Below are 22,262 nucleotides of genomic sequence, written 5' to 3' on the forward strand. Positions count from 1 at the left end.
CGTTCACGTGAGATCAGGAGTCGCCGAGAGGGCCGAGAAGCCCGCCTACCGTCCGCCCGAGATCCGTGAGCACACTGTCGAGCGGGGCGGGCACACTGACCGGCAGACCCCCGACCGGAGCCGGAGCCGGAGCGGGTTGCGGGGCAGGCGCGGGCGCCGGAGGCGTGGAGGGCTTGACCGGCTCAGCGGGCGCGGGCTTCACCGGCGCGGGCTCCGGGGCGCCACTGCCGGACGCCGAAGCCTGACGGACGGGAACGCCCGCGTTCTTACCGTCGCTCAGCTGATCCTGGTCGGTATTTCCAGGAGCATCCGGGATGGCGAACGATCCGGCGGAATAGGCTCGCATCCACGCCACGACGTTGTTCAGATAGTTCTCGGAATTGTTGTAACTGAGGATCGCGCCGCGCAGTCCCGTCCCGGTCCCCAGATCGCGATCGCCCGCGCAGAGATATCGGCCCGCCGACTCGGCGGAATCGTAGATGTTCTGCACATCCGCCTTGCCGTCACCGGAACCGTCCGTACCCCACTTTTCCCAGGTGGAAGGAATGAACTGCATCGGGCCGGCGGCGCGGGCCCACTTCCCGGTCCGCCGGTCGACGATCGTGGCGAAGCCCGGCGAACCGTCCAGGGCGGGGCCATAGATCGGACGTACCAGAGTGCCATGTGGATCAACGTCGCCGCGGCGGGCGTGGTTGGACTCGATCTTGCCGATCCCCGCAAGCAACGCCCAAGTCAGGCGGCAACCCGGCTTCGCACCCTTGAGCGAGGTCTCGGCTCGGCGGTAGGCATCGAGAACCGTGGCCGGAATACCCGCACTTCGATCCTCTCCAGCGGTAACTCCGAGCTGGTGACCCGCGGGTGCCGCAAGCGGCGGCGGCGCGGTCACTCCAGGGAGCAGCGCCGGGAGGCCACTCATCGGAACGGGCGGCCAAGCCGGTTCCGCCGTCAAGGCCGACCACGTCCGGCCTATGGGGGTGCTCGAGAGAGCCCGCCCGTCCGCAACCGGTTCGACCAGCACCCCGCCTCCGATGACGGCCACGCTCGCCATCGCGACAGCCGCGTAGGCGGCGGTCCCGGCCCGGTGACGCTCTCGCATCTGCCTTCGCTTTACCCGGGGCGCCCTGTGACTACCTTCGCTACGATTCCGAATCGGCTCTGCCATGCCAGGTCCTTTCCGCGCAACCGCGAAACCAGGGGTTGGTATGCTAAGATTCTAGCATGTTGACCGCCTTGGACAATGTCTACAACGCGAGGAGGGTGGATCTGTGCCCGTAGCCGCATGTGCCCTGTCCCATTCACCACTGATCGGCTTCAACCATCCACCAAAGGCTGTCGAAAACCGCGTGGAAGCCGCTTTTGAACGGGCCCGGAGTTTTATCTCGGAATTCAACCCAGATCTGATCGTACTTTTCGCACCAGACCATTACAATGGTTTCTTCTACGATATGATGCCACAATTCTGTGTCGGCATGCGGGCTACCGCGCTCGGCGACTACGGAACTGCGGCGGGCGAACTCTCCGTCGCCAAATCGGCACGTACTCTGGCCAGGGACGTGCTGGCTGCCGGTATTGATATCGCGGTCTCCGAAAGGATGTATGTCGACCACGGATTCGCCCAACCGCTGGAGATCCTTTTCGGCGGGCTCGACAAGGTTCCGGTCGTCCCGGTCTTCATCAACTCTGTCGCCGCGCCGCTTTGCCCCGTCAGCCGCATCCGACAGCTCGGCACGGCGATCGGCCACGCGAGCGCGGGACTCGACGAGCAGCGCGTACTCTTCCTTGGCTCTGGTGGCCTCTCACACGATCCCCCAGTGCCTCAACTGGAGAACGCCACCGAAGAAGTCGCGGCTCGCCTTATCGACGGCCGCAACCCGACACCCGAAGAGCGCGCCAGGCGGCAGGCCCGGGTGATCGCCTCCGGCCTGGACCTCGCAGCAGGCACGTCCTCGATGCGTCCGATCAACCCGGAGTGGGACGGACAGTTTCTCGACCTGGTCTCGGCAGGCGAGCTTCAGCACATCGACGCCTGGGAGAACACCTGGTTCGCGGAGCAGGCCGGGAATTCCTCACACGAGGTGCGGACCTGGATCGCCGCGTATGCCGCACTGGCAGCCCGCGGGAAGTATGTGATGAATTATCGATTCTATGAGCCGGTGCCGGAATGGGTCGCGGGTTTCGCCGTCACCACCGCCATTTCCGCTGACGGTTGATTTTCCGGCCACGGCACGCCGGGTGCGTTCGACGACGGTGTCGTGAGCGGGCCCGGCCTCCCGCGTATCTCGTCCCGGCTTGAGAGGAAATCATGAAGTCAGCGTTGACTCCGCCTCGGCTCGCCCGCGGGTACCAAGTTCCCAAAGTCGTTCTGCGTGAGATCCGAGCCGTCATCACGCGTGTCTCGGCCCTGTCCGGCAGCGACCCCGCTCCGGAAGTGGCAGATGATTTCTCCGTCGCGCAGGAGATTCTGGCTGAAGCCGCCGAACGAGTCGGCGAGCTCGCCACGACCGATCGCGATGGCGAGGTTCTCGAGCTGTTCGTCGCGGTCTCCAACGTCCGCGAACGCCTGCGTCAAGCCCAGCTCGATCTTCGCGTGAGCGTCCATACCCAAGTGCAGGAGGCATTGACCCGGCTACAGGACGCACACTCGGTGGCCAAGCTCGCGGAGTGCGTTCCACAGGCCGCGTGTCAGCTCGGCTTCGACCGAGCGCTGTTCTCCGAGATCCGTGAATCGGTGTGGGTGCCGCAATCCTGCGTCGTGCTAGGTGATCCAGATTGGGCCGCGGACATACTGCGGATCGGCCGCGCGGAGTCCCCGGTACTCGATCATACGGTCGTCGAGACCGAAGCCGTGCGCCGACGGCGTGCCCTGCTCGTCTCCGATGCGCAGCGCGAAGCCCGTGGACTCGCCTGCCTGGTCGAGGCCGCCCGGCTGGAGTCCTATGTGGTCGCTCCCGTGATCGGTGACGACGGCGTCCTGGGGCTGGTACACGCGGACCGGCATGTCCAAGGTCGGCAGGTCGACGACTTCGACCGCGAAGTACTCGGAACCTTCGCCCAGGGGCTTGGCATCGCCTTCAGGCGCACCGTGCTCGTCGAACGCCTCCAGTCGCTGCGGACCGAGGTCGGCCAGTTCACGATGAACATTTCCGCCGCCATGGACCGGATACTGAGCACCGGCCTTCCCACGACTCCGATCCCCGGTGACCCGATCCCGCCGCCCGGACCGGTGCCGGCCCGCTCCTTTGTGGAGTCGGCGCTCACCCCCCGTCAGCTGGAAGTGCTCAAGCTCATGGGCGACGGTAAGACCAATGCCGGCATCGCCAACCGCCTTACGATCTCCGAGGACACCGCGAAGTCCCATGTCAAGCAGATTCTACGCAAGCTGGGTGCCGCGAACCGAGCCGAAGCGGTCTCATTGTTCTTGCGCATGCAGCGGGCGTGGGAAACCCACGCGCCCGCCTGAGCCTCACCAGAGCCGCGACAGCGCGGCGAGAATGAACACCCCACCCAGGGCTTGGAGCGCGTATCCGCTCACACGTAGCTTTCCGATGCGTCGCAGCCGCTCGTGTTCAGGCAGGGCGGGGCTGATCCTCTCGGCCGCCGCGCGGCGGCCCCACCATCCGATCGCCAGCAGCGCCGCACCCACCACCGTGAACATCGTCAGATCCGCGATCATCGCGACGGCCGAGGCTGTACGGGTCCCTGCTGCGGGACCTGTCCCGTAGACCAGCCCGGCGCCTGTTGTGGCGGTTCGGCCGGGTTGACGGGGCGGTATGCCTCGGCGTACCGGACGTCCGCCCCCACGAGTTGCGCGCCAAGCCATTCTCGCCAGGTGGCGAGCGCCTTCTCCAGCACCAGCTGCTGTTTCAGCTCGTCCTTGACCTGATCGAAGACCGCGGGCTGAGGCGGCAAGATCTGGCGGACCCGGCCGACGTTCCAGCCATGCGTCGTCTGCGCGGGACCGAACAGTCCGCCGACGGGCGCCGTGAACGCCGCCTTCGCGTACTCGTCCTCGAGCTGCGCCGCCTTCACCTGTCCCAGGTCGCCACCCTTGTCGCGCGTAGCACCGTCCAGACTCCGCTGCGCCACCAGCGCTTCGAACGACGCGCCTGCCTTGAGATCGGAAAGTACCCGCTCGGCGTCCTCCTTCGCCCCTACCACGATGTTGGAGATCTGCCTCCGTTCCGGAGCGTCCAACTGCGCCTTCCGGTTGGCGAACGCGTCCGCGACGTCGGCGTCGGCGACCACCGTCCCCTTGGTGACCGAATCGAACAACTGTGAAACCGCGAGCTGGCGCTTGATCTCGTCGAGCACCGCGTCCTCCGATGTCCCGGTCGTGCCCAGAGCCTGCACGAACTTGCTTCTCGCGTCCGGCCCCTCCCCGATCTGCTTCGAGATGAACCGGGTCAATACATCTCGGGCGGCCTTGTCGGCGACGACGATCCCTCGATCACGCGCCGCCCGGTCGAGCACCATTCCCACGGCGACCGCCTTCGCCGTATCACGCCGGAATCCATCTGTTTTGACGGTGTCCTGTGGATCCGGTGGCTCCACCCCGTACAGCGCTTTCAAGGTCTGGATCCGATTGTGCAGCTGTTCGACGGTCAGACTCTGATCACCGTAAATGAAAGCCACGCCTTCGGGCAGTTCGTCAGCACGCGACGACCACCAACCGAACCCGGCTCCGCCGAGCAGCGCCATGAGCGTCAGCAAGATCAGAATTCGCCCACGGCGGGTACGCGGCAATCGGACCTTGCCAGATAGTGCGGCAAGCTTCATGAGGTCACTCCCACGATTGGATCGGCTGCCGGAATGGTTTCGGAGGCGGAGACGGCCCGGGGGCGGCTGGGTGCGAGCCAGACAACGAGCCGCGCCGCGGCGATGGACAGCAGGACAGCGGCCGCGAGCAGCAGACCGAACTGCCGGATCGCGTCGAGCCTGGAGAGCGCGAGAGCCAGATAGCCGGCGGTCGAGACCGCGGCGACCAGCAGCACGGATCTGCGCAACGCGTGGTCACGACGACGTTCGGCCTCGGCCAGCAGCACCGCGAACTCACAGCCGACGGCGGCGATAAGGGATCCCAGCGCCATGGTGATCGGTGTCAGGGCCGTACCGGTCAGCCAGATGCCGAGCAAACCGGCGCCGGTCGCGAGGATGGCGGTGGCGACCGCGCGCAAAGCGTCCTTCCGCCGGGCGAGCACCACAGCGAGGACGAGCCCGGCGACGGCGATGCCGAGACCGTTGGTCCAGTACCGATTGCCGGACACCAGCTCGTACCCACGTGCCGCGACGATCGGAAGCCCCGTCAACTCGGAGCGATAACCCGGTGGCGGCGCGGGAAGCAGGCTCAGCAGATCGTCGCGCAAGCCGATCAGGCTCTCGACGTCGTCGAGCCGAACGCCGAACGCGAGAACTGATTGCTGTGCGTCCGCCCTCAGGACCGAGCCTGTCAGGTACGGCGGTAGTAGCCGGACCGCGGCGACGATCTCTTCTTTGGTGGGTGTGGGCCCGAGAAAGTTCAGCAAAGTCGGGAGTGAGATCACTGGGCGGAGGCGGTCTCCGTGCCGGGAAACGGTCACGTCCTGCGCTTGACGAAGCCAAGCCAGCGCTTCGGGGGAGGTGACATCCGGGCCGTGCAGGACGATGTCGACCTCTCCGGAGGAACCGATAACCCGCTCAACCTGTTTCGCATCGTCGAACGCGGGTAGCCCGTGCACAAAGCTCTCGATGTCGCTCTGCAGCGATAGCTTCGGCAGTGTCGCCCAGCCGCCCACCGCGAGCGCCGCCACCACCAACCCCACTCCCACTCGCACCGGCAGACTCCTCGCGGATCCGCTTCCGCCCGCGGCGGGTTCGGGTTCGGGTTCGGCGACTGAGGGACGGAACACCAAGCCGATCATGAAGGCGATCAGCACGCCGATGCCGAGCGCGATGCCGAGATCCCGGACGAACGGCAGCGGCGCGAACGCCAGCGCGCCGAAGGCGGCCGCGGTGGCCGCGGCGACCGCGAACACCACCCGCCGATCGGCCCGCCGCGCCAGGTAGGCCGGGAAATCGCTGCCGACCCCGAGCAGTACCGGGAGAAACGCCACCACCCCAAGTGACAGTGGCCTGCCGAGCCAGCCGAACGCCGCCACGGTTACCGCGGTAGCCGCCAGCGAGCCTGCCAACGGGATAAGCCGGTGCCGTCGGCGGTGCCACGGCACCAGGAGGAAACACAGGGTCACCGCGACGAGAGCGGCACCGCCGAGCAGGGGCAGTTCCGCTCGAACCTCGTCGGCGAGCGCGCTGGCGATCACGGGGACGCCGGACACAGTCACTTTCGCCCCGTCGACGTGGACCGCCTCGACCGCGTCGCGGACACCCTGGACGAGGCGTTCGGTGGCGGCCTGATCGAGGTTCTGCCGGGGCCGCACGAGGATCGCCGCGGCTTTCTCCGACGGCACCACGAAATGCCACTGCGGCCGTGGTTTCCCATCCGCGCCGAAGACGACGGCATCGACGAACGCCTGGTTCTTCAACGTGGGCAGACCGGCAGGCAGTGCCTGGATGAGCAGCTTGCCGTACCGCTGATCGAACGCGGCGACCGCGGCGTCGGCGGCTCGGACCGCCGCGGCATCGGACGAGCCGCTCTCCTTGGCCTGCGTTTGAGCCTGCGCGCGCAGCCGGTCACGACGGCCGGAAAGCTCGGCCATCAGGTCCTGCGCCCGGCCCGCGGCCTGGTTCAACACGGTCCCCGGGCCGTAGACGGCCGCGACGTCGGGGAGCTTCGAGAACTCGCCCTCGAGTTTGACCAGCGACGGAAGGTGCGGCTGGTCCAGTAACAGCCTGGGCTCCTCGGCCTCGAGCAGGACGACCACCGGGTCGGCCCCGAACGACCGGCTCAGCTCCTCGAAGCGGGTGACGGCGGGGTCGTCGCCAGGAAGGAACGAGCTGACACCGGTCTCGAGGCGCGCTTTGCCCATGCCGATACCGATGAGTGCCATGAGCACGAGCAGCGCCGCCGCCAGCGCCAGAACCCTGACGGACGGCCTCCTCGGCTTCAGGCGCCTCACTTCGGCGGATCTTTCTCTACCCGCGGGTAGGACCCTGTGAACGGGCCGGGATTCGCTGACTGGCCCGGCGCCGGGAACGGGTTGTTCTTCTTGAGAGGACCGGCGTCGATGTTCACCGGCAAACCCTTCACGCTCTGCTCGTTGAAGACCATGAAAAGGCGGATCGCGTTGCCGTTGGCATCACCACGCGCCGTCACCTGGCCGATGTTGGTGAAGAACGCCGCGACGTCGCGACCGTAGGGCACGAGATAGGAGAGCATCGGGTTCACGTCGCCAAGAGCGACATTGAGAGTCGGAACGAACGTCGACAGATCCGCAGCCACCGTGGGCACCCTTTGCAGAGTGCCGGGAGCCGCGTCGAGTACACCATTCAACGAAGGCAGCAGGCCGCGCAGGTCCGCTGAGGTGGAAGGCAATTCCTGCAGCGCGGCGTTGAGGTCGGGCGCGGCCGTGTTCAGGCCGCTCGCGACCGGTGCGAGTGCGGAGGACAGCAGGCTCAGCCCGCCGCTCGCGTTCTTGGCGGTGTCCATCAGGCCAGGCAGCTTCCGCAGAACCTCTTGGATTTCGGCGTCGCTGCCTGCGGTCACCTGAGACAGCTTTTCGGCGTTCGACACAAGTTCGGCGATCTGTCCCTGCCGGGTGTCGAGCGCCGCGAGCAGCTTGGTGGTGTTGCCGGTGAGCTGTCGCAGATCCCCGGACTGAGCCGCCAGCGCGTCGAGCGCTCCATGCCCCTCTCGGCCGAGATCACCGAGGCCCCGCATCGCCTGCGAAATCCCTTCTTTGGTGTCCTTCGTACCTGCGCCGAGCGAGCGGACCAGCGATCCCAATGACTCCTTCGTCGGTTTGTCGAGGCTGGTGAGCACATCGTCGAGTTCGACGGCCTCCTTGCCCGCCGACGCGGGCAGGACCACACCGTTCGGCAGCGCGGGGCCTTGGCCATCGGTGATCTCGAGGTATGTCTCCTCGATCAGGGTCTTGTTCCTGACTTTGACGGTCACGCCCTCATGCAGTGGAGCGTTCCGGTCCAGCCGCATCGTGACGTGCGCCAAGTCGCCCTCGGTGCGCAGCGCCTGGACCTTGCCGACCTTGACCCCGGCAATGGTGATGTCGGAGTCATAAACCAGGTTCGAGGCCGTGCGGAGCTGCACGTCGGCGGTGTACCCGGCTTTGGAGATGCCGGGGAGCCGGCCGCCGGAGTTCAGCCAGAGGTACCCGAACAGTGCGGCACAGGCGGCGATGAACACGGCCAGCACCAAGGTCCGGATGTGCGGCACCTGCCTACTGGGAATCCTCATTGGACACTCCCTATCGAGCAGCGGCTAGGAGGGCGGGCAACAGCGGCAGCAGGCCCGTGATGCTTTCCGGCGACAGCTGGGCGATGGCTCGGTACGCGCCGCCGGTCCCGTCACGCAGACTCGTGATCGACCGGGAGTTCGTGACGAACGCGCCGAGGTCGTCGAGGTACGGCACCACCGCCGTTGTGATCGGGCCCAGCCGTCCGGTCACGCCCTGTAGGTCACCGAGCGAAGCGTCGAGGTCACCTACGAACGGACGCAGGTCTCGAACCACGGGCGCTGCCTTGTCGACGACCGGTCGCGCGGAGTCGACGGTCTCCCCGAGTTTGTCGACTGTCCCGGTGAACTTCTCGAGGGAACCGGGCAGGGTCCCGCTCACCTCGCGCAGCTTGTCCAGGACCGGGTTCAGCTGCGCGCTCAGCGCGCCGACGCTTCCGGTGGCCTGCTGAAGCTGGTGCGTGAAGTCCGGCAGCTGAGCGAGCGCGGCGTCCAAGTCCCCGTTGCGCTCGCCCACCGTCGCCAGTGTCTTCTGGAGCGATTCGGCAAGCGACCTGAGCCGCTCGTCGTCGTCGCCTGTGGCCGACGCGATCTGTCCCAACGCGGTGACGAGCTTCTGAAGCGTCTCCTTGCGAGTCTGCAGAGCGGTGACGACGGGGTGCAGATTCCGCACCAGCCGGTCGGTCGCGTCGAGTCCGTTCGGCAGGTGTTCGGGCGCCCCGGCCAGCGCGACGTCCGATTCGGCCAACAGGGTGGTCAGTGCCTCCCGCGTGTTGGCATCCAAGTGTCCGAGCGCCTCGTCCACCTGCACCGGACGCACCGAGTTGGCGACGGGAAGCACACCGTCCTCAGGCAGCGGCTTGCCCGGCGGGCCCCCGGGATTCAGCTCGACGTACATCTCGTTCAGCGGGCTTTTGGGCCGCAACAGGACCCGGGCGTTGTCGTAGATCTGGTGTTCCTCGTCGATGGCCAGCTCGAGCCGCGCATGCCCGCGTTCGTCGACGCTCGCCTCGCGGATGTCGCCGACGGCGATACCCGCGATCCGAACCTCCTGCCTGCTCGACGGATTGATCGCGGGGGCGGAAGTGAAAGTGACCGTGTAACGGTTCTTGCCGTCCCAGGGGACGCGGACCTGTTGCATCGTGAGGATGTAGCCGCCGGCCAGCAACCCCGCGGTCACGAGCGCGACCACCGCGAAGACGTTGCGTTTGAGTCGCGGTTCGCTCGAGATCCGCTGCCAGGTACGTCGGACCCGGCCCGGGTGCGCGTTCATCGGCCGCTCCTGTTCTCCGGTGTGGCGCCCTGCAGGTGGGCGAGCGTGTTCATCAACTGCTCGAAGTTGATCGGCGTGCCGGCGATGCTGCCGCCGCCGAAGCCCGGTTGGAGGCCGACCGCCACACCATTCGGGTCGGTGAGCGAGGACGCGCGGTCCATCGTCGCGAACATGTAGCCGATCTCCTTGTAGAGGGGGTGGTCCGAGCCACCGCCCGCATAGATGCCCGTGCCTTTGAAAGGCGACAGCACCCTGTTCATGATCGGACCGTTCACACGGTCGAGTACCGGTCCGCGGACGTCGTCCAAGACCTTGGTGGTGCCCTGCGTGACGGGCACGAGCTGCTGGACGAGCGGTTGAACGTCGGTGAGCAGTCCACGCACATCGGTCAGCAGCGGCCGGGTCCTGGCCAGCACCGGATCGGCGTTCTTCAGGAACGTGCCGAGTTCACGAACCACCGGCCGCGCCGGGTCCGCGGTGTCCCTCAGCTTGCCGAGAGTGACGCCCAGGTGGGCCAGCCCGTCGTTCGCGTTGTCCAGCGTCTTCGGCAGATCGGCGATCGCGGTGGCGACGTCGGTTCGCCGGTTGGCCAGGGTGGACGTGAGCTGATCGAGATTCAGCACGATCGAGTCGAGCTGTCCGGGGTTTTCCGTCAGCACGCGCGCGGTCGACTCGAACCCGCGCACGACGTTCGCCAGGTCTGAATCCGGGTCGGTGCCCTGGAAGCCCTGCAGGACCGGAGTCGCCGCTTCGAGTGTGCCCGGTGCGGCGGCGAGCAACCGGTCGATCGCCGATTCCCCACCCGATCGCAATGTTTCGTCCAAGTTCCGCGTAGCGGACCGAATGCCCTTCACCGCGTCAGGCTGCAGGGCCTCCGCGAGCTGCTGAAGCTCGACCGGGATCCTGGTTCGCTCGATCGGAATGGTCCCGGTGAACGAGGACCGGCCACCCCCCGGGACGAGCTCGACGTAATACTTGCCGCCGAGAATGGTGGTCGGGCGCAGGGCGGCGCTCGGTGCGGCTCCGAGCTTGTCCGTGACACCATCGTCCACTTTGACCTCGACCAGGGCCGAACCGTCTCCGGCCCGGCTGATCGAAGCAACCACTCCCACCGGGACACCGGCGATCTTGACCTGGGAGACGAACGGCTGCAAATGGTAGTTCTGGGCGAACTGGACGCTGATGATGTCGCCCGACCGCAGGGCGGTCGCGACACGATCCTTCTCGACCAGCGCGTACCCGGCCAGCAAAGTCACCACGAGGACGATAACGCCTAGTTTGAACGCTGACGCCGGACGACGTTTCGTCATACGGGAGTGCGATGAGAGCCCCTTCACCGGTTTCCTCCAGGGATCTTCCGGGCGTCTTGAGCCGCTTCACCCGGTGCGGGATAGGGATTCCTGGCGACCAGCGGATCCCGCACGCCGCCCTGTCCGAGCACGGACTCTTCGCTGAACAACAAGTACAACCGCAGAAAATGCCCGTTGGCGTCTCCGTGCGAGAGTGCGGCGGCCCAGTTCGTGAACCATCCGCTCACTTCCGGCGCGTAAGGGGCCAGTACCCGCAGGAACTGGTCGGCGCTGGCGAAGGTTTGCGTCAGGCGCGGCGCCAAGGGCCGCGCGTCGGTGACGGTCTTCGTCAGGTCGGTCAGCGCGGGCTCGGCCACCTTCCCGACGTCCGGCACCTTTCCCAGTGGTGGCACCGCCTCCCGAAGCACGCCACGGAGGTCAGGGGTGGCCTGGCCGAGGGAACGCGCGCCGGGCACGAGCTGTGCCATTCCGGCGTGCAGGTCCTTGAGCGGCGGCTGCAGTGCCTGCAGGCCGGACCGGGCCGCCTGCAATGTGCCCGGTGCGCGCCGGATAACGTCGTTGAGCGGTTTTCCCTCATCCACCGCGGCCGCCCGCATGGTCGTATCGAGCTGGCCGAGCAGTTCTGACAGCTGGTGTTGCCGACCCGCGAACCGGTTCGACAGCCGGTTGGCGACGGTGAGCAGCGCCGTCAGATCCGCACCATCGTTCACCGACAAGGCCTTCGACACGGTCGCGAGGTCGGGCAGCAGCTCCGGCGCACCTTTGAGCGCGTCCTGCAGGTCCTGCGCGTGCCCGCCGGCCCCGCCGCCCACTTCCCGGATGGTCGCACCGAGCGACTCCCGGGTGGGCGAGTCGAGGACGTCCAGCAGCTCGCTCAGTTCCTGCGACCCCGCGGTCCGCTTCGACGAGATGACATCGACCGGGCCGAGCTTGCCCGCCTGGGGAGTGCCGGGGGTCAGGGCGATGTACTTCTGCCCGAGGGCTGACCGCGATGCCACCGTGACGGTCTTTGCCTCTGCGGCCGCGTTCCGGTAGACCTCCCGTGTGCCGTCGAGTTGGAGTGTCACCCGGGGCGTGCCGTCGACCAAACGGACGTTCTTGACCCGGCCCACCCGGACACTGGCCACACGGACATCGTCACCGGGGCGTAGCGCACCGACGTCTGAGACGTCGGCTTCGACGAGTGTGTAAGTCGCGCCCGGCAGACCCTGGTCCGCCGTGAGCGCGAGCTGCAGCGCGAGAGCGAACACGACGAGAACGACGGCACCCGTGGACACCGAGCGGAATTTGCGCGACCGACTGGTGGCCATCAGGAACCTCCGAGCAGGAAGTTGAGAACGCCGCTCTCTTGGCGTTCGTTGAGCCCGGTCACGCCGCCGTCGGGCGCGACGAGGGAACCCGGGGCGAGCAGCCCCGACGAGCCGAGGGGCCCGGGAAGCGCAGGCAACGGCGACGCCGGTGGCGGCTTCCCCGCACCCGGGATCGCCGGCGGTGGCGGAGTACCCGTCGCCGACGGCAGCAGCCCGGTGATCTGCTCCGGATGAATGATCGCCTGCCCCCGGAAGTAGTGCGAAAGCCCATCCCACCCGTTGGTCGACATCGCCCAGAACCGGAAGAAGTTCAGGACGTTCTCGATGTTGCCGGTCAGCTGGGCGACGAGGGGGTTCGCCCCTGCCGCCGTGCCACGCAGACCCGGGCCTGCCTTCCTAAGTTCCTCGACGACCGGCCGCGCGGCGTCCATCAATCGCTCGGCACGCTCGAGAACCGGTTTCGCGCTCGACAACGCGGGATCGGCCGACTCGCTGAACCTCCGCAGCTCGTCGCTGATGGCGGTGAGGTCGTCGGTCGCCGGCCGCATCCCCTCGAGCACCGGCGTGGTGGCCTTTGCGGTTCCGGTGAGCTCGGCGAGGGTGTCACGCGCCGCGGTGAGGGTGCTCGGCAGCTCGGCGAGCGTGGCGGCCAGCCCTTGCTGGTTGCTCGCCGTGACATCGAGTACTTGCCGTGACGAGTCGACCAGATCGCTCAGCGTCTTGCCCTTGTCGGCAGCCAGCGCACTCGCGACCGGCTGCACGTTGTCGACGAGGTCGGTGAGCAGCCGGTTCTGCTCGCCGAGAATCTTGACCAGGCCATCGGTGTCCTTCATGGACGAGGCGAGTGCCTTGATCGAGGCCTGCGCGTTGGCACCGTTGCCCTGCATACCCTGGCCCAGCATCGTGACCAGCGCGGCGAGAGACTGGCCTGTGGGATCGTCGATCGTGTTGAGCACCTGGTCGAGGTCGGTGGCCTGGCCGGTCTGCCCGACCGGGAGAACGTCACCGTTCTTCAGCAGCGGCGCCGATGCGGTACCTCGGTCGAGGTCGACGTAACGCTCTCCCAGCAGGCTGACCGGCCGCACGGTGGCGCGGGCGTCCTTGTGCAGAGGAAGCGCGGCTCCGTCGATCTTCAGTGTGACGATCGCCTTGGCATCACGGATCACCATGTCGGCCACCTCGCCCACGGTGACGCCCTTGACTTTGACGTCGTTGCCGATGACCAACGGGCTGGCGTCAGTGAACTCCGCGGCGACGGTCAGTTTTCCTGGCTGCGCACCGGAATCGGTGTTGGTCACCGACGTTCCGGCCACCGCTGTCGCTACCGCCGCCGTGGCGAGCACGACCTGGATCTTCCGCGACCGCTTCACCGGACACCACTCCCGAACGCATCGGTCCACGGCTGCCCGGCGATCGCGCCGGGAGCCGGGAACGGGTCACTGACCATCCCGGGCGGCATGACACCGGGGTTGTTGACGAAACTCGAGATCCCAGCAGGGATGTTGACCCGCATGTAATGGCCGTTACTGTCGTAGTTCGCGGCTGAGGAGCCCCAGTTGGACAGCCATCCGACGACTTCGGGCGTGTAGGGCCGCAGAAAGTCCAAGGCAGGCGCCAGTGAAGCCACAGCGGAATTCGTGCCGGGCAACGCACCATGCGCGCTGTCGAGCAGTCCCGGGGTGAACTGCAGCAAAGTCCCGAGCGACCCCAGGGTCGGCCGCAGCTGTGCCACAGTCGGCCGTAGATCTGCCAGTACTGGTCGCAGGTTGCGGGCCACGGAGGGCAGGCGATCGGTGGCAGGGCGAAGGTCGGCGAGCAGCGGCACAGCCTTGTCGACCGTGCCAGGCACGGCGGCCAACGTACTCTCCGCCGTACCAAGGGTGCCGGGAAGCTTCCGTAACGCCTCGCGCAACTGTTCACGCTGCCGCCCGATCGTGTCGGTTGCGCTGGACAACCCGGCGACGATGGCGCGCACCTGCTGATCGCGGTTGACCAGCGTGGTGACCATGCCGTTCATGCGCCCGGCGAGATCCTTGATCGCCGGCCCATCCGAGCCGACGGCGCGGAGTACCTCACCGAGTGCCTCTACCGCTGGCCCCGCCGTCCGCACGGTCTGCCGGAGATCTCCTTCGTTGCTCGTGACCGTCCGGTCGAGTCCCCGTACCAGCGAACTGAGATGGCCACGAGTGTCTGGATCCAGCGCGTCTAGCACCTTGTCCATCTCGACCGGGTCGGACACCTTTCCGTCCAGGGTGCCGCCCGCCGGGATCGGAGGGTTGGTCTTCGGGCCGTCCCGGACGTCCAGCTGCCGCTCACCCAGCACCGCCTTCCATACGATGCTCGCCGACGCCCCAGAGTGCAATGGCGCGAAATCCTCGGCCAGCTTCATGGTGACGTGGGCACGTCCGTCCTTGATGGACACGTCGTCCACCTGGCCGGCGTCGAACCCATTCACGAGGATCTTGCTGCCGGCGATCAACCCAGTGGCCGAGGGAAGCACCACGTTGGCCGAATATTCATCGTCGCCCGGCATTACGACCAACGCGCCGACGGCGAGCGTGGCCACCCCTAGTACGAGGAGAGGAATTCTGCGCATCACTTCAGTCCATCCCCAGCGGCCCGGCGGAGTCACCGGAAAGGAATTGACGAACGAACGGGTCCGGAGAGTTGAACGCCTCCTCGGTCGGTCCGTAATGGACGACCTTGCCTTTCCAGATGACCCCGACGTAGTCGCTGACCTTGCGTGCGGTGCGGATGTCGTGGGTCACCAGCAGATAGGTACCCCGGTACTCCTGGTGCATGCCGAGGATCAGGTCGTTGAGCAGACTGGTGCGAACCGGGTCCAACCCTGAGTCCGGTTCGTCGAACAGAACGATATCAGGGTTCATCACCAGCGCCCGCGCGAATCCGGCTCGTTTGCGCATACCACCGGAAACTTCGTTTGGATACTTGTAAGAAGACCGTTCGAGGCCCACCTCTTTAAGACGCTGATTGACGATCGATTCGATCTCATCCTCACTCATATCGGTGTGCTTACGCAGCGGGAAAGCGGTGTTGTCATAGATGTTCATGGACCCGAACAGGGCACCATCCTGGAACAGAACACCGAAACGCTTCCGCAGGTCGTAACGTTCACGTTCGTCGATTTTCCAGATGTCGCGCCCGAAGATCATCACCTCGCCCTGATCCGGCTCAAGCAGCCCGACGAGATGCTTGATAAGCACACTCTTACCGGTCCCCGAAGGGCCGAGGATGGTGGTAATGGCATTATCGGCGAATTCCAGGTTAAGCCCCTTCAGCACCTCGAAGCTGCCGAAAGACTTATGCACGTTGCGCACCTCCATCGTGTGCACTCGCCCTGCCGAGCCGATCGCGTCGACGGCCGTGCCGTTCACCTCGGTGACCATGATTTCTCTCCTTGTCAGTTACCGATCGGCATGTTCGGGTAGGAACCCCAGAAGAACCAGGTGCCGAGCAATCCGATGACATGAATGAGCACCATGTTCAGCATCATCGACTTCGCCGTGTTCCTTCCGACCCCTACCGATCCACCGGAGGCGGTGTATCCGTAGTAGCAGCCGACAAAAATGATGACCGTACCCATCGCGACCATTTTTGACATCGCCGCCATAAGGTCATATGGATTCTGGAACAACCAGAACACAAAGGAATATCCACCGCTTGAAACCGTTCCCAGCTGGTACACCGTTACCAGGTGCATGGAAATGAACATCAGTCCCAAACCGACGATGTAGAGGAACGGCATGCACAGCCACGCCGCAGCGATTCTGGTGCCGACCAGATAACTGCGGGACTTGATACCGAGAACCTCGAGCGCGTCGATCTCCTCGGCGATACGCATCGACCCGATCTCCGCGACGAGTCCACAGCCGACCTTGGCGGCAAAAATATATGCCCACATGTAGACCGACATCTCGCGCAGACCACAAACGTCGTTGAACACCGCGGAGTAGATCGGTGCGCCGATTTGCTTGAGGGTGTAGCTGGCCTCCGTCGCACACATGGTGCCGACAACGAATTGCATCAACCAGATGATGATTCCGCTGGACAAGATGAGAATGCCCGCTTGAGCGAACACCTCGGCGACATGGTGGCGCAGCTCTGGCAGGCTGCGGACCGTGCGGCCCGCGAACTTCATGATCTCCCCGCCGACCGCGACCCCGCCTTTCAGTTTCGCAGCCATGCCGGCGAAGGTGATTTCGACGTCGGGCGTCTTCTGCCGGCCAGTCGGGTTTTCCAAGGGCCCGCGCCGAACCTTTCCGGTCATTCCGCTTCCCTCACTTGAAAACCTGCATGTCGGGGTTCAGTCCGAGCAGCACGGATGTGTACACATAGTTGAAGATCCAGATCGATGCGAACGAAATGACCACCGCCTGGTTGACCGCACGGCCGACGCCGATCGGGCCACCTTGTGCGTTCAGCCCCTTGTAGCAACACACAACCGACAGGATCAGCCCGAATGCGAGGGTCTTGACGATGCTGCCCCACATATCCGTCGTAGTGGCGTTGGACCAGAAGTTGCCGATGAAGGCCGCGCCGGTGGCACCGAAGATCGGCACCGCCGCGATGTATCCGCCGATCACGCCGCAGACCAGCGCGAACACCTCGAGCAGCCCCGTCATCAGAGTGACCGCGACGATCCGGGGCAGCACCAGGGTCCGGACCGGGTCGACCCCCAGTACCTCCATCGCATCGATTTCCTCACGGATCCGCCGCGCGCCGAGGTCGGCGGTGATGGCGGTGCCCATCACACCGGCCACGATCATCGCGTCGATCCACGGTGCGAACTCACGGACACTCGCCATCAACAGAAAGGAACCGAGCCGGTCAGGAATGCCCAGTACGCTGTAGAGGCTGCCACCCTGCATCCCCGGGCCGGCGAAACCAAGCGCGGTCGTGGAAATGATGACCGGAAGCCAGCATCTGCGCAGCGTTTCGAACATGAGGTCGCGGACTTCGCCCCAGTAACCGAATGGGTGCCGAACCGCCAGCCAAAGCACTCGGCCGAGCAGATGGACGATCTCTCCGGCTTCGACCAGCGGGCGCTGGACGACTGTGGTCCATCGACGAGTGGGGGCGGATTTGGCCACCGTCATTTTTCCCCGCCTTGATGCCGGTGAGCACGAATGAGATTCCCGGCAAGCCCCGCCAATCCACCGGCCGCGACCGCGACTCCGACGGTGGCCAGTATCTGCGCCGGTCCGATCGGCACCGAGGTGATGAAGACCAGCGGCAGCACGAGAGCGTAGCTACCGACCGCGGTCACCGCGCCGTGCAGGATCGGAGATCGCGCACCACCCGTGCGGAAACCAGCGATCACGAAGGCGGTGACCGCGGTGATCAGCAGGAAGCTCGCCCCCGCCACCGGAGCGACGGCGGCCGCGATGGGCTGGAGCAGCGCACCGATCACCAGCACTGCGAAGCCACGCCAAACGCCGCGTCCGAAGGCCGAGAGATCTATTCCCCCCGATACAGACGGCTGGTCGCCGGAGCGCGCGCCCGGTCCGACTCGGGATCGGCTCACCATCAAACCCAACTCCTTCTCCGAGCGTGACCGTCCACACTGGTCAGCCGCGTCGTGGACTGCGATGGTGGGTAATGATGCTGGTCACAGAACCGGGGTTACATCACCACCTGGCGGCAAATCACCTACCCGTTGGGGTAGCCAAGGTCCCCCTCGGCTTGCCGGAACCGCGGGGTCCGAGGCGGGTGGGAGCCGCAGGACGACGCGACGCCGTGGACCGCGTGCGCCCGCCGCCGGCCTCGAACCGACCGCCCGCGCCGCTCGTCAACGGCGCCGCCCACGAAAAAGAGGGCTGGGCTTCCGTGATCACCGGCATCGGCACCCCGGGCACCGTTCCGCCACCAATCGGCGCACTGCGGTCACTCTGAGTCGCGAGAGCGAAGCGCCGACCGGCGCCACTCGTCGACGGTTCCGTCGTATGCCGGCTGATCAGCAGAAGAAGGCCGCACGTCATGGGAGGGCAAGCCCGTCGCCGTCTGAACCGAGATCGCAGGTGGCGAGCTTCGGCTCCGCCGCCCGGATGTCGACGAGGGCGGGCTCGGAAAGTCGACCGGCAAGTTCAACCGCGGCAGGTGTCAGTGGCCAGTTCCTTCTCCCCGCTTGGCGGCCGGTTACCGAGGAGCTATCTGGCCGTCAGTGAGGCTTGCGTTGCGTAATCGCGGGGTGCGTGGAGAGGCAGAGCTGAATCCGGGACGACGGGCATGGTGTCCGCGCGCTTCGCTCCGGCGGTGCTCGATAGCCCAGGTCGGGGCGCGGACGTTCGGGGGCGGTGTCCGGGTTCGCCGCGTGTGCCGGGCGCCTCGGCGTCGACCGGCAGCCCGCAGGGGTGCTTACCGTGCGTGCGACTGGCCGTCAGCGGGGAACCATGATGGCCGTCCTTGTGTGGCCGTCCGCGAGGAATCTCACCTGGCCGCCGACAGGCAGGCTCGAACCACTGCACGGAAGGCCTCTGCCTGTGGATCGTCGAGCAGACGCCACGATCGGGTGACTGACGCATCGACCCCATCACTCTCGTTGCGATGGCCTGGGCGCCAAGGTCGAGATCTCCTTCTACCGACCTCGAGCTTCGAACGTTGGCCCGCGAAGGCCAACCCTGGCACTCGCGGACCAAGTCAGGCCGGGGCGGGCCAGGTGATCCTTGCGGCGCCGGTTGCCGAACGTCTGGAGTGGCCATGTTCATCACCCGTGATCTCGCGCCCGGCCGGCCCAACGGAGCAAATCTCGGGCCTGTTCACAAGAATCGTCCCGAACCCCTTCCGAGGAAGCTCTTTCGCGACGGTAACGCCAAGTTCTGGAACCCGGACGTCATCGATCTTTCTCAAGACGCGGCCGACTACGCGGCCCTGCCCGCCGAGCAGAAGCGCCTGATTCGAGTGGCCGCCGCGAACCTGATGGCCACCGGCGAGCCGGGCGTCCAAGACCTGCAACCGTTCATGACAGCGGTCTCCGCCGAAGGCAGGCCGGAGGACGAGAGCTACCTGACGCAACTGCTTTTCGAGGAGGCGAAGCACAGACTTGCGTTACGGGCGTGGTCCGACGCGGTCGGGCTCGATGACGTCCATTCCCGCCCCACCTCCGGCGGGGACGTCCACCAGCGGATCTTCCTCGAGGAATTGTCGTGGTCTCTGTACACCCTCACCGAGGACGACTCGCCGGCCGCTCAGATCCGTGCCGCGGTTACCCACAACCACATCGCCAAAGGCTGTCTCAGCCTGACCTACTATGCCGTTTGGGAAAAGATCTGCCAGCATCGCCGCATATTCCCCGGTCTCTGCCGAATCGTCCGGCACATCTCTGCCGATGAACACCGTCAAGTAGCCTGGGGCACGTTCACCTGCCGCCGCCACGTCGCCGCCAACGACGACAACTGGACGACCGTGATCGAACGGACACAGCACCTTCTACCTCTCGCCACTGCACTCATCTCAAACGTGCTGGAACCGTTCGAGTCGAATGCGCCCTGTGAGATCAAGGCCGACTTACTCGCCTCGTCCGCACTGGCCAAGGCCCGTCTGCGGCTGGATTCGGTCGCGCAGGCACGCGGGCGACAGTGCGAGGACATCGAGCGCGACCACTCGCCGCTGCGCCTTGAGCACAAGATCTCCACGAGCAGCACTTCACCGAATTACAAAGGTGTATAGCCTACCGCCGAGAAGACCAAGCCCCCGAACTCGATTTCGACGGCTCAACGGCTCACAAATCGACACGCTCCCGTCCGGCGCGACCGAAAGCGGCGAGCAGACCGCGCCGGAGCTCGCCGACCCAACCGGCATGGACATGGACGAAGGTACTGCGCAGTTTCGCAGAGGACGGTGAGGCGGACATGAGCGGCAAGGGCGCCGACCAGGATCTTGTCGACATCGTCCGGATCGTGTGTGGCTGCGAGTACGACGACAGCGGTCGGCAACTGCTCGCGCGAACCCGGGGGTGCCTCCCTTCGTGACGTTCCCGCGAGACGTCCCCTTCACCGCTTCCTCGCCGCCGCGGCCGCACCCCCTTCCGCTCCTGCGGGTCGTAGCCCCCGTCACGACCGGGCGAGCTTCAAGCAAATCGTGTACTCGCCTGGCATCTCCCGCAAACCACCCTCAGCTCGGCGATGCGATTTGCGACCACCCGCTCGTCCACCGGCGGTGACAAGCGGGTTTCCGAGAGACGGGCTCAGTCCGGCGACGGCAGACTTCCTGGAAGTCCCACCCCCACCGCGATCAGTCGCCCTCAGCGAGCACGTAGGCCCGAAGGCGTCGAACAGCTCGCGTCTGCAGCACCCGGACCGCGACGTCGGTGCGCCCCATGATCCTGGCGACTTCGCGCACCGGCAGCTGCTCGAAAAACCGGTAGTAGAGGCAGTCCCGCTGATCAGCGGTCAGTACTCGCATACCTTCCCGAACCCTTGCCGCTTCCGCACGCCAACAAACGTCCATGGCCGGATCGGAATTGTGCGCAGCCACATCAAAACCCTCCGGCAGAAATACCTCGTAACGCCGGCGCGCAGACTTGACCTCGTCGAAAATGATGTTCCGTGCGATTGTCATGAACCACGCGCGGGGCGATGCACCACGATAAGAGAGCGAATCAAGTCGCCGAAACGCACGATAGAATGTCTCACTGGCCACCTCCTCGGCGAGAACTTGACTTTTAGTACGCGCGAGGGCGTAGCGATAAACGCTACTATGATAGCGCTCATACAACTGCGAAAAAGCATCAAGGTCGCCACACCTGGCAAGACCGGTGAGATCCCAATCTTCACTCGTTCTCGCAATTTCCTCTTTTGTGGTCACAGAACATTCAGTTCGCTGATGCGCCACATCTCATCGGTCTTTCTCGCGACAATCGACAGCTGAGCGGCCGCGTTACCGGTCTGGTTGGTATCACCGCGCGTCGACCGCTGGTCGGCCAGGACGAGAAGCTGCGCCCGGTCGTCCTCGAGCCTGGTCACGGCAGAGGCCCGGATCGTGGTGGTCAGGACCAGCTTCTGCTCCGGAGCGAGCTTCCTCACCTGCTCATACAACTGGTTGTACTGCTCAACCGCCCGATCTCGGAGCAGATTCTGTGCCGCGGTATGCGTCTTCGCCGTATTGCTGAAGTCATACGAGAAAACCGTCTCAACGGCCGACTCCACCTGGCTCAGAACCGAACTTGTCGCCGCCGCATCGGTCAGCGCCAGATTTCGAGCCTCCTCGTCTGGAATCCTGTTCGTCGCGATACCGGCGGTGATGGCGATGCTGAGAAAGACCGCCACCAGCACAAGCAGCACGATTGCGACGAGAGTACCCCGGTCCCGTCTGACGACCTCTCCGCTTTCGAGTGCCGGCTCCGGCTCTGGTTCCGGCGCACTCCGCGGAACTGGGCTCGGCGTGGCAGACATCCGACGCCCTGCCACTACTGGACGCCTACGACTCCGGGTCGCGTGGTTGCTCTGCTGAGACATACGAAGATCCTTTCGGGAGATCCTGTGCTCATCCACCGATGGCGAGTGCCTGCAGAGAGCTGAGCTTCCAGCCCTGGTCGGTTCGTTTGAGCTCGGCGAGGAAGCGATTCCGCTTCGTGACGGGCTGGCCCTGCTCAGGAGTGACGACGATCTCGGCGACGGCGATCATCTTCGCGACACCACCGGATACGTCCAGTTCGGTCAGCCCCGCGGCAAGGATCTTGGCGTTGGAGGAGGTCTTGCCGTTCTTGATCACTTGCGCCTGCTGATGACGCGACTTCTGCACCTCGTCGCCGAGCGGACCCGTCGAAACCTGCTGCCACTCATCGAGTCCGGCGTCCACCGCGCGGTGGTCGAGCGTGCCGAAGACCGCGATCGCCCGCTCGCCCGCACGTTCGGCCTCGGCACGGGCGCCGGCCGTCGCCACAGCACCGTCATCGGTGTTGAGATAGCCGTAGCCGAACCAGATCGCCGCGGCCATGGCGATCACGGTCAGGACGGACAGGGAAGTCAAAGATCGCTTTCGAGCCCAGATCGGCGTTGTGCTGCTGT

At 65.7% G+C, this 22,262-nt stretch carries 20 protein-coding genes; 3 read left to right on the plus strand and 17 right to left on the minus strand.

Features of this window, described 5'->3' with window-relative positions; genetic code table 11:
- Positions 1 to 13: 13 nt before the first annotated feature.
- Positions 14 to 886 (minus strand): lytic transglycosylase domain-containing protein, encoded by an 873-nt coding sequence (locus tag ACZ1DY_RS40350; protein WP_465482784.1) that lies wholly within the window; start codon positions 884 to 886, stop codon positions 14 to 16.
- Between the two features lie 379 nt (positions 887 to 1,265).
- Here ACZ1DY_RS40350 and ACZ1DY_RS40355 point away from each other — a divergent pair, with 379 nt between their 5' ends.
- Together ACZ1DY_RS40355 and ACZ1DY_RS40360 are read left to right on the plus strand one after the other, a co-directional pair.
- Positions 1,266 to 2,210 (plus strand): 3-carboxyethylcatechol 2,3-dioxygenase, encoded by a 945-nt coding sequence (locus ACZ1DY_RS40355; RefSeq protein WP_465482785.1) that lies wholly within the window; start codon positions 1,266 to 1,268, stop codon positions 2,208 to 2,210.
- A gap of 92 nt (positions 2,211 to 2,302) precedes the next feature.
- Positions 2,303 to 3,460: a LuxR C-terminal-related transcriptional regulator gene (locus ACZ1DY_RS40360; RefSeq protein WP_465482786.1), complete on the plus strand. Its 1,158-nt coding sequence runs from the start codon at positions 2,303 to 2,305 to the stop codon at positions 3,458 to 3,460.
- A gap of 3 nt (positions 3,461 to 3,463) precedes the next feature.
- Here the strand turns inward: ACZ1DY_RS40360 and ACZ1DY_RS40365 are convergent, their stop codons facing one another.
- From ACZ1DY_RS40365 to ACZ1DY_RS40425, 13 genes are all read right to left on the minus strand, one after another.
- Positions 3,464 to 3,673 carry a hypothetical protein gene (locus ACZ1DY_RS40365; protein ID WP_465482787.1) on the minus strand — a complete coding sequence of 70 codons (210 nt, stop codon included), beginning with the start codon at positions 3,671 to 3,673 and terminating at the stop codon, positions 3,464 to 3,466.
- Positions 3,670 to 4,710, minus strand: a complete 1,041-nt coding sequence (locus ACZ1DY_RS40370; RefSeq protein WP_465482788.1) for a peptidylprolyl isomerase — start codon at positions 4,708 to 4,710, stop codon at positions 3,670 to 3,672. Before ACZ1DY_RS40370 ends, ACZ1DY_RS40365 begins: the two co-directional genes overlap by 4 nt.
- Before the next feature lie 62 nt (positions 4,711 to 4,772).
- On the minus strand, positions 4,773 to 7,052 hold the full coding sequence (locus ACZ1DY_RS40375; RefSeq protein WP_465482789.1) for an MMPL family transporter: 2,280 nt from the start codon (positions 7,050 to 7,052) through the stop codon (positions 4,773 to 4,775).
- Positions 7,049 to 8,347 (minus strand): MlaD family protein, encoded by a 1,299-nt coding sequence (locus ACZ1DY_RS40380; RefSeq protein WP_465482790.1) that lies wholly within the window; start codon positions 8,345 to 8,347, stop codon positions 7,049 to 7,051. Before ACZ1DY_RS40380 ends, ACZ1DY_RS40375 begins: the two co-directional genes overlap by 4 nt.
- 10 nt (positions 8,348 to 8,357) lie before the next feature.
- Positions 8,358 to 9,617 (minus strand): MlaD family protein, encoded by a 1,260-nt coding sequence (locus ACZ1DY_RS40385; protein WP_465482791.1) that lies wholly within the window; start codon positions 9,615 to 9,617, stop codon positions 8,358 to 8,360.
- A complete protein-coding gene (locus ACZ1DY_RS40390; protein WP_465482792.1) occupies positions 9,614 to 10,873 on the minus strand; it encodes an MlaD family protein in 1,260 nt (419 codons plus the stop codon). The genes ACZ1DY_RS40385 and ACZ1DY_RS40390 overlap by 4 nt, the downstream gene beginning before the upstream one ends.
- A gap of 77 nt (positions 10,874 to 10,950) precedes the next feature.
- Positions 10,951 to 12,237, minus strand: coding sequence for an MlaD family protein (locus tag ACZ1DY_RS40395; protein ID WP_465482793.1), 1,287 nt, complete (start codon positions 12,235 to 12,237; stop codon positions 10,951 to 10,953).
- Positions 12,237 to 13,607 (minus strand): MlaD family protein, encoded by a 1,371-nt coding sequence (locus tag ACZ1DY_RS40400; RefSeq protein ID WP_465482794.1) that lies wholly within the window; start codon positions 13,605 to 13,607, stop codon positions 12,237 to 12,239. The genes ACZ1DY_RS40395 and ACZ1DY_RS40400 overlap by 1 nt, the downstream gene beginning before the upstream one ends.
- A complete protein-coding gene (locus tag ACZ1DY_RS40405; RefSeq protein ID WP_465482795.1) occupies positions 13,604 to 14,803 on the minus strand; it encodes an MlaD family protein in 1,200 nt (399 codons plus the stop codon). The genes ACZ1DY_RS40400 and ACZ1DY_RS40405 overlap by 4 nt, the downstream gene beginning before the upstream one ends.
- Positions 14,804 to 14,837: 34 nt before the next feature.
- Positions 14,838 to 15,644: an ABC transporter ATP-binding protein gene (locus ACZ1DY_RS40410; RefSeq protein ID WP_465482796.1), complete on the minus strand. Its 807-nt coding sequence runs from the start codon at positions 15,642 to 15,644 to the stop codon at positions 14,838 to 14,840.
- 14 nt (positions 15,645 to 15,658) lie between these two features.
- Positions 15,659 to 16,525, minus strand: a complete 867-nt coding sequence (locus ACZ1DY_RS40415; RefSeq protein WP_465482797.1) for an ABC transporter permease — start codon at positions 16,523 to 16,525, stop codon at positions 15,659 to 15,661.
- A 10-nt stretch (positions 16,526 to 16,535) separates the two neighbouring features.
- Positions 16,536 to 17,354 (minus strand): MlaE family ABC transporter permease, encoded by an 819-nt coding sequence (locus tag ACZ1DY_RS40420; protein ID WP_465482798.1) that lies wholly within the window; start codon positions 17,352 to 17,354, stop codon positions 16,536 to 16,538.
- Positions 17,351 to 17,788, minus strand: a complete 438-nt coding sequence (locus ACZ1DY_RS40425; protein WP_465482799.1) for a hypothetical protein — start codon at positions 17,786 to 17,788, stop codon at positions 17,351 to 17,353. Before ACZ1DY_RS40425 ends, ACZ1DY_RS40420 begins: the two co-directional genes overlap by 4 nt.
- 1,166 nt (positions 17,789 to 18,954) lie before the next feature.
- Here ACZ1DY_RS40425 and ACZ1DY_RS40430 point away from each other — a divergent pair.
- Positions 18,955 to 19,923: a R2-like ligand-binding oxidase gene (locus tag ACZ1DY_RS40430; RefSeq protein WP_465482800.1), complete on the plus strand. Its 969-nt coding sequence runs from the start codon at positions 18,955 to 18,957 to the stop codon at positions 19,921 to 19,923.
- Positions 19,924 to 20,487: 564 nt separating this feature from the next.
- On the opposite strand, the gene ACZ1DY_RS40435 is transcribed toward ACZ1DY_RS40430, so the two are convergent.
- The 3 genes from ACZ1DY_RS40435 to ACZ1DY_RS40445 all read right to left on the minus strand — a co-directional run bounded on the left by ACZ1DY_RS40435 (position 20,488) and on the right by ACZ1DY_RS40445 (position 22,191).
- Positions 20,488 to 21,060, minus strand: coding sequence for an RNA polymerase sigma factor (locus ACZ1DY_RS40435; RefSeq protein WP_465482801.1), 573 nt, complete (start codon positions 21,058 to 21,060; stop codon positions 20,488 to 20,490).
- Entirely contained in the window at positions 21,057 to 21,536 is a 480-nt protein-coding gene (locus ACZ1DY_RS40440) for a hypothetical protein (protein WP_465482802.1), read from the minus strand. Before ACZ1DY_RS40440 ends, ACZ1DY_RS40435 begins: the two co-directional genes overlap by 4 nt.
- Before the next feature lie 202 nt (positions 21,537 to 21,738).
- Positions 21,739 to 22,191 (minus strand): hypothetical protein, encoded by a 453-nt coding sequence (locus ACZ1DY_RS40445; RefSeq protein ID WP_465482803.1) that lies wholly within the window; start codon positions 22,189 to 22,191, stop codon positions 21,739 to 21,741.
- Positions 22,192 to 22,262 lie beyond the last annotated feature (71 nt).

This window comes from Amycolatopsis sp. PSD-21, from assembly GCF_055561455.1.